Below are 13284 nucleotides of genomic sequence, written 5' to 3'. Positions count from 1 at the left end.
GCGCCAGCATGATTTGATTCCTCCCCACCTCAGACGCCGCCTGTTTGGATAGGTGAGGTTTATGGATCAGTTACAATTAATCCCGGCCCGTGCTGCGTTTTGCGCAGCGCTTATGCCGACCTGCGTCTAAAGGAATCTTTCCCATGGCTCATCTTATTGAACAAATGGCTTACGTTGGCGCTACGCCTTGGCATGGCGTGGGTTCTGCTTTGTCGCCGCACCAACCGCTGGAAATCTGGCAGCGTGAAGCGGGCATGCATTGGCAGATTCAGGACAGCCCGGTTCATTTCAAGGCCGAGGCTGCTGGCCATCTGGGCAGTATTCACTCGTTCCCGGAACAAAAGGTGCTGTATCGCTCCGATACCAAAGCGCCGTTATCGGTGGTCTCGCATCGCTATCAGGTCGTGCAGCCTCGTGAAGTGTTGGAGTTCTATCGAGACCTAACGGAGTTCTCGGGTTACGAGTTGGAAACCGCTGGCGTGCTCAAGGGTGGTCGCAAGTTCTGGGCACTCGCCAGAACCGGTCAGGCAACTGCCCTGAAGGGCAATGATCACGTCAACGGCTATCTGCTGTTGGCTACCTCCTGCGACGGCACACTGGCCACTACCGCGACGCCTACCACCGTGCGTGTGGTTTGCAACAACACCTTGAGCATTTCCCTGAACGGCGCCACTCACTCCATCAAGGTGCCGCACAGCACCCGCTTTGATCCGTGCACGGTCAAAAAACAACTGGGCATCGCCGTCTCGCAATGGGACGAATTCATGTACCGGATGCGCGCGCTCGCTGAACGTAAGGTTAAGTGGCCTGAGGCCATGGGCTTCTTTATGAACGTACTTTGCGACACCAGCGCGCATGACCCCATTCCCAATGTACTGCCCAACAAACGAGCTATGGAGAAGGTACAAAACCTCTACGAAGGTAAAGGCAGAGGATCTGATATGGCATCCGCTCGCGGAACAGCATGGGGCTTGCTAAACGCCGTGACTGAATATGTGGATCATGAAAAGCGTGCCAGGAGCTCTGAGTATCGAATGGATTCAGCATGGTTTGGGCAAGGTGCAGTAATAAAACAGAAGGCACTCAATGCAGCCTTACAACTCGTTGCGTGAACCATCTAGCCACTCCACTGCCAAGCGCTCTCGCCTTCAGGGGGCTCGGAATCATTTAATCCCGCCCCAGCCTCTAGTAACTGCGCCACCCAGCCTCCAGTGCTTTCACGCGCTCGGATAGGAATACCAGCATGAAATATCCCAAGCTCAAAGCCGGTGAAATGTCCGATACCTATGTCATGGAGTCACAGGTTACCGAGGCCGACATCCTGCAGATGGCTCAACAACTCGCGATGTATCGTCTGTCTAAAGGACGGGCGTTGACCGAGCGTAAACTCGTCTTCAGTCACCTACAAACCCTGCTGCAATTCCATGATTACGAAGTCTTTGCTTTGTTACTGCTCGATACCGAGTACCGGGTTATAGGCTTTAAGGAACTATTCAGGGGTGAATTGGAAGTTGCCTGCGTTTCACCTCGAGAGGCGGTCAAGATCTCCCTGGAACATAACGCAGCAGCCGTGATCCTAGTGCACAACCGTCCGTCTAGCGATCCCGAGCCCCGCCAGGCCAATTGTGCACTGACCATTACCCTCAAGAATGCTCTCAACATGATTGGCGCTCAGACATTGGATCATGTAGTGGTGGGCCGTGAAGGCTGCATATCACTGGCCGACCAAGGCAGCTATTAACCCAAGAGCTTAATCATCCTGCCCGACAGACCACCCTGGGCCAATCCTGGGGTGATCATCGGCACATAGGGCCTGAAATAAAAGCTTCTTTTTTTTGTGTTATCCGCGCTGAAATGAGGTGATACGGAACAAATGGCCTTTAAGGGATAGGCATGGAAGCAATAGCAGCTAGTACAATTTCTCAAAACCTCAACTCAAGGCCCCCATGAAGTTACTCAGTACTTACGACGACCGAGATGACGCCGAGGAAGCCGCCGAAAAGCTGACAGGCAACAAGCGCCTAACCAGTGAGCGTGACGCTACCGTAGTGATTTACAACCCTTTTGGTATCCCGAGCTGGGGCAACCTCCATCGTTTGGGGATGCACAATCTAAGTGAGCTGAAATGCCTGTTGGATCGCCGCTCAACGTGGCAGTCTGCTGATACCAAGAAATACTGACTGCCTAAGAGAGGGTAGCCAAAAACTATGCCCTCGAACTCCCGGCCCACTGGCTATAGTCGCTTTATCTAAAAGTCTGCATATCCAGACACCTAAAAGCAAAACGGGCTAATAGGAACAACAGAGAGCAATCAATGCCGACTATTGAATCGAAAGGTACGCTCACCCCTCACCACGCCAAGTATTTTGCTTGGGAGCTAACACGTCGCCGTGCAGCCAGCGAGGAGGACCGGCTTTCCCAGTCGCTTTTCGATGCCAGTGTCGACCTCAACCCTCATCAGATTGATGCCGCCCTTTTTGCCCTGCAAAACCCACTGAGCAAAGGCGTGATGCTGGCTGATGAAGTCGGTCTGGGTAAAACGATTGAAGCCGCCCTGGTCTTAGGACAGCTATGGGCCGAACGCCGTCGCCGCCTCTTGGTTATCTGCCCTGCGGCACTGCGCAAGCAATGGGCGCAAGAGCTTTCCGACAAATTCAATTTGCCCGCCCAAGTGCTGGATGCCCGCACCTGGAAGCAGCTTCGCCAAGACGGTATTTACGATCCGTTGGACCGCGACGTTATCAGCATCATGTCACTCCACTTCGCTGCGCGTATGGAGGAGCAGCTAAGCAATATTCCCTGGGATTTAGTCGTCATCGATGAAGCCCACAAGCTGCGTAATGCCCACCGGAAAAGCAACGAAACGGGGCAGTCCCTCAAGCGCTCACTGGCCGGGCGACGCAAGCTCTTACTAACTGCCACACCGCTGCAGAACTCACTCATGGAGCTGTATGGTCTCAGCTCGCTGATTGACGAGGACATCTTCGGCGATGAGCGCAGCTTTCGTGCTCAGTACAACAACACTGATGGTGACCTGGCAGCTTTACGCCGTCGTTTGCAACACTTTATCAAGCGCACCCTGCGTAGGGATGTACTTGAGTACGTGCCCTATACCCAGCGCCATGCGCTGACCACACCATTTACCCCGAGCGATGACGAGCAGAGGCTTTACGACCTCATCTCCGCGTATCTGCACCGCGACTTCAGCCACGGTTTCCCACAGCGCCAGAAGCATCTCGTGGCCCTTATTCTGCGCAAGCTGTTGGCCTCGTCCACGGAAGCTGTCGTCGCCACACTACAAGCCATCAAAGCACGCCTGCAGAAATTGCTGGACCGCCAGAGCATCGATGAGGAATGGTTCGAGCACCTGATAGAAGAAGACGACCTAGAGGAAGACCTTCTCGAAGCAGCGGAAGAGTCTGCCAACTATGAGGCCCACGAGTCATCCAACAAAGTCGACTTCGATCTGCTGAGTAAAGAAATCGCAGAGCTCGATGTTTATATCGAGATCGCTCACAACATTCGTGAAGACCAAAAATCCTTCGCCCTGCTGAACGCGTTGGAGCAAGGCTTCGCACGTATGTCTGGCATGGGCGCGCCGCGTAAGGCCGTGATCTTCACTGAATCTCGCCGCACCCAGGAATACTTGGCCCGTTTTCTCGAAGCTCATGGTCACGCTGGCAAGATTGTCACTTTCAGCGGTGGCAATCAGGGTGAAGCCGCTACCGGCATCTATCAGCGCTGGCTGGCTCGCTACCATGGCAGCGATCGAGTCACCGGCTCCCCCGCCATCGACCGCCGCACCGCACTGATCGATCACTTCCGAGATAGTGCCGAGATCCTGATTGCCACCGAGGCTGCCGCCGAAGGTGTGAACCTGCAGTTCTGTTCCCTAGTGGTGAACTACGACCTACCTTGGAATCCCCAGCGCGTAGAGCAACGCATCGGTCGCTGCCATCGTTACGGGCAGCGCTTTGACGTGGTTGTGATCAATTTTCTAAACCAACGCAATGCCGCAGACCAGCGCGTATTGGAGCTACTGCAGGACAAGTTTCAGCTGTTCGATGGTGTCTTCGGTGCGTCTGACCAAGTACTCGGCAGGATCGAAGTCGGCATCGACTTCGAGAAACGCATTGCCGAAATCTACGACCGCTGCCGCACGCCTCAAGAGATCGACTCCGCTTTCGCCAGCCTCCGCGCAGAACTGGATGCGGATATCCAGGCACGCATGCTGGAAACTGAAAAGCTTCTGTTGGAAAATTTCGACGCAGACATCCACAGCCTGCTCAAAACCCACAAAGAACGCGCTGAAAGCCAACTAGATAGAATCACACGTCTTTTTTGGCAGCTGACCCAGTACATCCTGGCAGAACAGGCAAGGTTCGACAGCAAGTTACTTACTTTTGACCTTAGCCTACCGCCCCTCCCCCAGATCGCAACCGGGCACTACCAGCTCATTCGCAAGGGCGAGCTGGCAAAACAAGCTCAGATTGAAAACACTCGAATCTACCGTCTGACGCACCCATTGGGCGAATACGTATTAGATCAAGGACGCAATGCTCCTGCCCCCAAAGCTACTCTGCGCTTCAATTATGCGCAATGGCTGGAAAGCCGTAACCCGCGTATCAGCGTCATCGAGCAACTGGTCGGTCAGCAGGGCTGGCTGCAACTCAACTTGCTGGAGCTCGACAGCTTCCAGCATGAGGAACACCTGGTATTCACCGCAATGGCAGACAGCGGCGAGTTGCTTGACCAGGAAACCTGCGAAAAGCTCTTCCAGCTTTCTGCCACAACCGAGCCAGCCCATGCCACCCCCCCAGATGATCTGCATGGCAACGCCCGTCGCCAGCTCGACGCAGCATTGAGCCAGGCGCTGGAGCAAAACGACAAATTCTTCCAGCAGGAGCGTGAAAAACTGGATGCCTGGGCGGAAGACCGCATCCTCGCTGCCGAACGGGTACTACAGGACACCAAGCTCAAGCTGAAAGACCTAAAGCGGCAAGCCCGTAGCGCTCAGAGCATGGACGAAGCACGCCGTCTCCAGGACGATGTTCGCAAGGTGGAAGGGGAACAACGCCGCCAGCGCCAAGATATCTTCTCCGTGGAGGACGAGATCGAAGCGCGTCGCGATGCACTCATAGAGGCACTTGAGAAACGCCTGCACCGTTCCAGCCGTACTCATGCGCTCTTTACCGTTCGGTGGGTAGTCGCCTGATATGTCGCGAAGAACTTTTCGCAAAAATGTCGCAACCAGCGACACAACAACAAAACATGTCGCAGAAATCAAAAAATAGCGACACGTAAAGCGCACATGTTTACACTCACACCATGAAAAGGGCGCTCTGATTAGCGCCCTTGCCTTTAGGGATACCCAAGTACCAGGCTCCTAACCATGACTGCATCCCACCTCCCATGGTTGGCCGACAAGCCCTATAACCAGCTTCCGCTCTTGCCACCGGCAGCCGAGCTTGAAACCCGCGCAGTGCTCAAACTCTGTATTAAGGCGCGCACAGCCTTGGCCGAATTAAAACAGGCGGCGGAGCTGATCCCTAACCAGAAGATGCTGATCAATACCATCCCATTGCTGGAAGCCAAGGACAGCTCGGAGATCGAAAGTATCGTCACCACCACGGATTTGCTCTTCCAGCATGCCCAGGATGGCGACAACCATGCAGACCCTGCGACTAACGAAGCCCTGCGCTACCGCAAGGCTCTGGATCATGGCTACCGGTCGCTGGCCGAGCGCCCACTCTCCGCTGGCACAGCAGTCGAAATTTGTCGCACGCTTAAGGGCATGAACATGGATATACGCTGGGTGCCTGGTACCCAGCTGGCCAATGACCGCACTGGCGAGATCATCTACACCCCACCGGAGGGAGAAGATCGCTTGCGTGACATGCTCGCTAACTGGGAGCGTTTCCTGCAAAACGAGACTGACCTGGACCCACTGGTGCGCATGGCCGTTGGCCATTATCAGTTCGAAGCCATTCACCCGTTCACCGACGGCAATGGCCGTACCGGGCGGGTGCTCAATACCCTGTACCTGATCCAGGAAGGTCTGCTGAATCTACCGATTCTCTACCTTAGCCGTTACTTCCTTGCGCATAGAGCCGATTACTACCGACTGCTGCTCGATGTTACCCGCGATCAAGCCTGGGAGCCCTGGCTGCTGTACATGCTCAGCGCCGTGGAAGAAACCGCCCGGTGGACCGGCACCAAAATTGCCGCCATCCGCAGCCTGTCCGAGCACACCACCCAGTTTGTTCGCGAGCATCTGCCGAAAATCTATTCCCGCGAGCTGGTGGACGTGATTTTTGAGCAGCCCTACTGCCGCATCAGCAACGTCGTCGACAAGCAGATTGCTCAGCGTCAAGCCGCCTCTCGCTACCTCAAAGAGCTGGTCGCCATTGGCATTCTGCAAGAGGTGCAGGTTGGCAAGGAAAAACTCTTTATCCATCCCAAGCTAATGCAGTTACTTATCCACGACAGCAACGAATTCAAGCCCTACGCCTGATCAACTTTTGAGAAACACAAATGAGCAAGCAAAAAAATCAATTTATAGCGCTGCTGGGTGACCTCTTCCAGCTCAACCAGCCTGAGCTCGATTTCGGCCTGTACCGCATTCTTCACGCCCGTAGCGCGCAGATCAAAGCCTTTATCGATACCGAGTTAGGTAGCGAAATCGATGCCCACTTTGCTGGCCAATCGCAAAGTAATGCCCACGACGCTCTAGAAGCCGCCCGAGTGAAAGTCAGCGAGACACTGGGGGAAGACTCCTTCCTGCCCACAGGAGAGCTAAAGCCTGAATATCGCGGCACCAAGGTCGGTAAGGAATACGAGCTTGCCCAGCAGCACGCACGCGATGGTGGCGGCGTACTGGCTGACGATGCCCAGGTGTACGAACACCTGTACCGCTTCTTCAGCCGCTATTACGACAAGGGCGACTTCATGTCGAAGCGCTACTTCGTCGCCGAAAACGACAGCCGTGCAGCTCCCTATGCTGTGCCCTACGATGGCCGTGAGGTTATGTTGCACTGGGCCAACAAAGACCAGTACTACATAAAGTCGAGCGAGGCACTCAGCAACTTCACTTTCGACCTCACCGCAGCCCTGGCCAAAGAACAGGGCCCACAAAGCGGCTTCGAGTTCCAGCCAGCAACCACAACCCCATTAAAGGTAAATTTCCGCCTGGCTGCGGCGGCAGAGAGTGAACACAACAATGTCAAGGAAGGCCAAGAGCGCTTCTTTATCATCCACGCGGCAGAACCGCTGAAGCTGGAAACCAACGATAAAGGGCTACCGGAGCTCACCGTACAATTCGACTACCGCCCCGACAGCACGAAGTCCGGCCAAGCCGGCACCTGGCAACAGAAACGTCTAGCGGAGGCTGAACAGGTAGTAGGCGAACAGCTCGCCAACCTGGTATTCAAATACCCTGAGCATCGCGCCTTTGAGCAGCCACTATTTGCGCCAGCCCCCACCGATAAACAGCCCACTCGCACGCTACTGGGTAAATACCTGGGCCAGTTCACTGCCCGTAATACCATGGACTACTTCATCCATAAGAACTTGGGTGGTTTCCTGCGCCGCGAGCTAGATTTTTACATCAAGAACGAGATCATCCGCCTCGACGACATCGAGGCCGCCGATGCTCCACGCGTGGATGAATACCTGAAAAAATTGCGCGTACTGCGCAAGATTGCACGTCGTATTGTCGACTTTCTCGCCCAACTCGAAGACTTTCAGAAAAAGCTCTGGCTTAAGAAAAAATTTGTTGTTGAAACCCAGTACTGCATCACTCTGGATCGTATCCCGGAAAGTTTCTATCAAGAAATCGCAACCAATGAGCAGCAGCGTGAAGAGTGGGTAAAGCTTTTCGCCATTGATGAGATACATTCCGACAACGAGCAGCCAGGCTATAGCATTCCGCTCACTGCCAACTTCTTAAAGAACAACAAAAATCTTATTTTAGACACGCAGTGGTTCGCCCCTTCATTTAAGTATCGTTTAACTTCAGGCATAAACGACATTGATAACGAATGCACAGGACTATTGGTTCACTCCGACAACTACCAAGGCCTCACTTTACTAAGCAACCGCTTAGAATCTCAAGTTGACTGCATCTATATAGATCCACCATACAACACAGGCAAAGATGGATTCCCTTACAAGGACGGGTATCGTACATCCTCATGGTTATCGATGATCAATGACCGTGTATTAGAGTCCATCAAAACGCTAAAACAAACAGCAGGTTTTTTTATCAGCTGCGATGAAAATGAGCATACAAGGCTCTCACTTACCCTGGACAACATATTCGGAGCTGATAATTCCCTCGCAAATTTCATCTGGAAAACAGATGGGAATTTTGATAACCAGGCAAAAGTTAAGATTGCCCATGAGCATATTCTGCTCTACGCAAAATGCGAGCGAAAGTTTACATCGCCACCTATTATAGAGCCAGGCCTGAGCACAGACAGTAAAGTTTTTAATGCAGCAATAGTAAATACTATCGTAAAGAACGGCCCTAAAAACCCTGCTAGTACAATAGACATACCGGCAGGTTTTCCATGCTCGTTTGAGTCTGGAGTAATAAGTGCAACGAGATCAGGAAGGTCCGGCTGGCCAATTTTTGACCGTGACGTAATCGTAGAGAGCTCTAAGACTCGTGATCCTGTTTCTGCTCGAAGTGGGTGGAGTTCTAAAGCTCAATGCGAAGAGTTTATCAAAAATGACATGCAGCCAATTCTAGACCAAAAAGGTCAAAAAACCCGATTCAGTCTTACAAGCACCGGGGCAATTGAGTCAATAAAAGAGCGAGCTGCCGACGGTGGTTACGTCACATCGATAATTCATTCGGTTGGTACCACGCAATCCACAAGCGCCTTCTTAGAGGATGCAGGGCTAGACTACCCCTTCTTTCCAAAACCAGTAGACCTTGTCAAATACCTAGCATCCATGGTCAAGGACAGCAAAGTAATACTCGACTTCTTTGGAGGATCAGGAACCACAGCTCACGCAGCAATTAAACTATTTCGCGAAGACAATATAGAGAGAAAGTACATACTTATCGAACAGGGAACTCATTTCGATACGGTGCTGCTCCCAAGAGTTAAAAAAAATATCTACTCTCAAACTTGGCAAGAAGGCAAGCCGGTCACTCGAGACAGTGTAAGTCACTGTCTAAAATATATTCGACTTGAATCGTTTGAAGACACGTTAAACAATCTGCAATTGCCAGACACTCCGCGTCTAAATGTCGGCTCGCCCGAATCCAACGAGATGGCTCGCGACTACCTGCTCAAGTACTGGCTGGAGTTCGAAACCGCCGGTAGCCCGAGCTTGCTCAATGTGCGTGAGTTTACTGACCCCACGTCCTACAAACTCAAGGTCAAGCAGCCTGGCAGCGACGCCCAAGTGGAGAAAACCATCGATTTGGTGGAAACCTTCAACTGGTTGATCGGCCTGCATGTCGCCCACCTCGATCAGCCGCGCCACTATGCCATTGAACTGGTGCATGAGACCGACCCGGAGCTACCCAAAGACCAGAGTACGCGCTGGCGCTCAACAGCCATCAAGGAACGTAACGACGGTGAATTCTGGTTCCGTGCCGTGGAGGGCCACATCTTCAGCGTGCCTGGCGACGACTTGTCGCGTGAGCGTGTGCTGGTGATCTGGCGCAAGCTGACCGGCGACTCAGGTCGCGATCAAGCCGCCTTGGAAGCCTGGCTGAACAAGCGCGACATCAACCCGCGTGAAAGCGAGTTCGCCTATATCTACGTCAACGGTAACCATGCCCTGCCCAGCGATGGCAATGCCGCTACACGCGTGCGTCTGATCGAAGAGACCTTCGCCCAGCGCATGTGGGAGGACGCTTGAGATGGCTCGCGCCCCACGTAAAAGCAAAGTTCAACCGCCGCTGGTAGCCAGCCACTTTCAGGATGCTTTGGTACTGAATCAGTATCTCATCAGCTTGTTTGGCATCGATCCGTTGGTGACTCACAAGGATGAAGGCCGCCCGGTGCGGCCACTGGAGTTAATCGCCAAATCGCTGCGTAGCACCGAGCCGGGCATCGGCCCTGACGGCAAACATCGCTTTCTGGCAAAGCTGATCACGCACTTGCCCACCAATGCGACACTAACCCCGGTTGAGCTGGAGCGTTACGACGCCAACCTGGTGGCGCATACGCGGACCATCAATGCCCGGCGCAAACACAAGGGAGAAATCGCCTGGAAATACTTCCAGTGGCTGACTCTGCTGTTTGTTGAAATCTACCTCGACCGCTACTTCAATGACCGTCAGGGTCTGTGTGCGGCGCTTAATGAGTTTATCGAGAGTTTCAACCAGCACCACCAAGGCCTAGGGCGCGAAACGGGCATCGGCGCTTACGCTGTTGAAGACCTCAACAAGCTCTGCCTTCAAAACGCCACTGGCAGCGGTAAAACGTTGCTCATGCACGTGAATTTACTGCAGTTTGCCCATCATGCGCGTGCAACCGGGCAGGCCGATGTTTTCAGCCGGGTCATTGTGCTGTCGCCGAACGAACGCCTGTCCGAACAGCACGAGCGTGAGCTGCGCGAGAACGGCTTCTATCCGGAGCCGCTGCGCCAGGAAAGCGACCTTATTTCACGCGGGCAAAATGCCCTTGATGTGCCGTTGCTGACCGAAATCACCAAACTGGCGGACCAGCAGAAGGTCAAACAGATGGCCGTTGACAGCTTTGGCGATGCCAACCTACTGCTGGTGGACGAAGGCCACCGTGGCATGAGCGGCAGCGACTGGAAAAGTAAGCGCGACAAGCTGGCGGCCAAGGGTTTCACCTTCGAGTACTCCGCCACTTTCAAGCAGGCAGTCAAGGCTGCCAACGACCGAGTGCTGGCCGAGAGCTACGCCAAAGCAGTGCTGTTCGATTACAGCTACCGCTACTTCTATGCGGACGGTTATGGCAAGGACTACCGCATTTTCAACCTGCCTAGGGACGAGCTGGCCCACAAGGACACCTACCTGACCGCAGCCCTGCTGGGATTTTATCAGCAACTGCGCATGTTCACCGAGGCAGGCAATCGCTACACCGGCTACAACCTGGAAAAGCCGTTGTGGGTCTTTGTCGGTGCCAGCGTCACCGGGCGCAAGGTCGATGAGGAAAGCGTATCGCCATCCGATGTGGCGCAGATCCTCGACTTCCTTGCACGCTTTCTTGCCCACCGTGAAGCCTTTACCACCCTCATCCATACCGTGCTCAACGGCAATAGCCAGCAGACGGGCCTGCTCGATGCCCAAGGGCGCGATATCTTCGTGCAGTCGTTCCCTTACCTGAAAGGCTTGAAGCAAAGCGCAGCACAGTTCTATTCCGACATCTGCCAGCGCCTGTTCCATGCCCCTGGCGGCGGTCACTTGGTGGTAGAACGCGTGAAAGGCGACAGCGGCGAGTTGCTGTTGAAGGTTGGCGAAGCCGACCAACCCTTTGGCGTAATCAACGTCGGCGATGCTGCTGCGCTGGCCAAACACGTTCAGGAAGAACTGGAAAACAAGCAGTCCCTAGCCGAGGTGCGCCCCAGCGAGTTTGGAGAGCCCGTATTTGGAGACGTACATAAACCAACCTCTCCCATTCACATGCTGGTCGGCTCGAAGAAGTTCATCGAAGGCTGGGACTGCTGGCGGGTGTCCAGCCTGGGCCTTATGCGCATGGGCCAGAGCGAAGGCGCACAGATCATTCAGCTGTTCGGACGTGGAGTGCGCCTAAAAGGCAAAGAAATGAGCCTGATGCGTACCAGCCGCTATCAACCGGTGAATCCACCAAAGGATATTCATTTCCTGGAAACGCTGAACGTATTCGGTGTGCAAGCCGACTTCATGGCAACCTTCCGCGACTTCCTAGAAAGCGAAGGCCTACCGCCGAACGATGCACCTCATGTTGAGGAAATCACCCTCAACGTCACCCACGACTTTGGCCAGAAGCTGAAGATCCTCCGTTCCAAGTTCCGCAAGGACACCCAAGAGCAGTACGACTTCCGTAAACATGGCCCCATCGTGGATCTGAGTATCGGAGCCCTCCCGCCTGGCTTGACCAAGGGAGGAGCGCCATTGGTGGTTGATCGCTTCCCACGCCTGCAGATGATCCAGGCCAAAGAGGTCATGGGCCAGGCCCCTGAGGCGGTCGATAACCCACCGCGCCACTTCGATGCCCTGCGCCTGTCGATGCTCGACTGGGACAAGCTATGGTTCGATCTGGAGCGCTTCCGCCGCCAGCGACACCTGGACAACGTCATCGTAAAAGCTGACACGTTACGCCCGCTGCTGGATACCCCAGACTGGTATCGCATCCTGGTGCCAGCGCATTGGTGGACACCTTCGATGGCAAACCTGCGCCACTGGCAGTCGATCGCATTCGAGCTACTCAGCGGCGCGCTGGAGCGCTGCTTCAATCACCAAAAGCGGAAATACCTCGATCCCCGCATGGAGCTGGTTCTGCTGACCCGCGACAACGATAATCTGCCGGCTGACGACATTAACTACCACCTGATCGTCGAGGCCACCGAGCAATACCTAATCGACGACATCAAGGCGCTGAAGGAAGAGCTCACTCAAGTTGGCTGGCGTGATCATGGGCACGTACAAGGCTTAAAGCTTGCCGCTCACCTCTACGAGCCACTGCTATCCAGTGAGAAAGTGAAGATCCAACCCGTCGCCCTCAATAAGTCCGAGTTCCGATTCGTCGACGATTTGCGCCTATGGCTGGAAGCCAACGAAGCAACCCTTGCCGAACGCGGGGAGCGTATTTTCCTGCTGCGTAACTTGGTCAAGCAGGGCGTTGGCTTCTTTGAGGCCGGTAATTTTTATCCTGACTTCATACTCTGGTGCCTGAAGGCGGATGGCAGCCAACGCATCTGTTTCATTGATCCTCATGGGCTAGAACACGAAGGTCCCGGCAGCGACAAAATTCAGCTCTCGCAGAACATTAAGGATCTGGAAGCGCGCTTGAGTGATCCAGGCGTGAAGCTGGAGTCGATCATCCTGTCGCCGAGCACAAACCGCATGCGGATCGAACATCTGTGGAGCCAACAAGGTCTGCCGGTACCTGATTTGAACGCTCTGCATGTCTTCTTCATTGGAGAGCCGGACTACATCAGTAAAGTAATGGCATTGGTGCTGCCTTAAGACTTTATTGCAGTCATTGAAGTGAAGCCCCTCGCCCTTCACTTCAATGATCAAAAAGCTCTAACACCAGAATGAAATGGTCATCGCGAACAATCTACGGAGGAAAAATGGCGTCGCACCACCTT

The 13284-nt window shown here is 54.1% G+C and carries 6 protein-coding genes and 1 pseudogene; all 7 read left to right on the top strand.

Features of this window, described 5'->3' with window-relative positions; all coding sequences use genetic code 11:
* Positions 1-143 precede the first annotated feature (143 nt).
* The 7 genes and pseudogenes from GHN92_RS11905 to GHN92_RS11875 all read left to right on the top strand — a co-directional run bounded on the left by GHN92_RS11905 (position 144) and on the right by GHN92_RS11875 (position 13159).
* Positions 144-1112 carry a DUF932 domain-containing protein gene (locus GHN92_RS11905; protein WP_153380234.1) on the top strand — a complete coding sequence of 323 codons (969 nt, stop codon included), beginning with the start codon at positions 144-146 and terminating at the stop codon, positions 1110-1112.
* A gap of 131 nt (positions 1113-1243) precedes the next feature.
* Positions 1244-1741, top strand: a complete 498-nt coding sequence (locus tag GHN92_RS11900; protein ID WP_153380232.1) for a JAB domain-containing protein — start codon at positions 1244-1246, stop codon at positions 1739-1741.
* Positions 1742-1946: 205 nt separating this feature from the next.
* Positions 1947-2188 (top strand): annotated as a pseudogene (locus tag GHN92_RS11895) (hypothetical protein).
* A gap of 126 nt (positions 2189-2314) precedes the next feature.
* A complete protein-coding gene (locus GHN92_RS11890) occupies positions 2315-5215 on the top strand; it encodes an SNF2-related protein (protein ID WP_153380230.1) in 2901 nt (966 codons plus the stop codon).
* 177 nt (positions 5216-5392) lie between these two features.
* A complete protein-coding gene (gene fic / locus GHN92_RS11885; RefSeq protein WP_153380228.1) occupies positions 5393-6514 on the top strand; it encodes a protein adenylyltransferase Fic in 1122 nt (373 codons plus the stop codon).
* Between the two features lie 20 nt (positions 6515-6534).
* Positions 6535-9879, top strand: a complete 3345-nt coding sequence (locus GHN92_RS11880) for a DNA methyltransferase (RefSeq protein ID WP_153380226.1) — start codon at positions 6535-6537, stop codon at positions 9877-9879.
* Between the two features lies 1 nt (position 9880).
* Positions 9881-13159, top strand: coding sequence for a DEAD/DEAH box helicase family protein (locus GHN92_RS11875; protein ID WP_153380224.1), 3279 nt, complete (start codon positions 9881-9883; stop codon positions 13157-13159).
* Positions 13160-13284 lie beyond the last annotated feature (125 nt).

The sequence above is a fragment of the Pseudomonas sp. FSL R10-2964 genome (assembly GCF_009600035.1).
Taxonomy (GTDB): Bacteria; Pseudomonadota; Gammaproteobacteria; order Pseudomonadales; family Pseudomonadaceae; genus Aquipseudomonas; species Aquipseudomonas bubulae.
The sequence above is the reverse complement of the archived record's forward strand: the minus strand, read 5'-3'. Positions and strand labels throughout refer to the sequence as shown.

Excerpts from the sequence above, each read along its gene's own strand:
- fic (WP_153380228.1), top strand. The coding sequence starts at position 5,393 with ATGACTGCATCCCACCTCCCATGGTTGGCCGACAAGCCCTATAACCAG.
- GHN92_RS11905 (WP_153380234.1), top strand. The coding sequence starts at position 144 with ATGGCTCATCTTATTGAACAAATGGCTTACGTTGGCGCTACGCCTTGG.
- GHN92_RS11880 (WP_153380226.1), top strand. The coding sequence starts at position 6,535 with ATGAGCAAGCAAAAAAATCAATTTATAGCGCTGCTGGGTGACCTCTTC.
- GHN92_RS11875 (WP_153380224.1), top strand. The coding sequence starts at position 9,881 with ATGGCTCGCGCCCCACGTAAAAGCAAAGTTCAACCGCCGCTGGTAGCC.
- GHN92_RS11900 (WP_153380232.1), top strand. The coding sequence starts at position 1,244 with ATGAAATATCCCAAGCTCAAAGCCGGTGAAATGTCCGATACCTATGTC.
- GHN92_RS11890 (WP_153380230.1), top strand. The coding sequence starts at position 2,315 with ATGCCGACTATTGAATCGAAAGGTACGCTCACCCCTCACCACGCCAAG.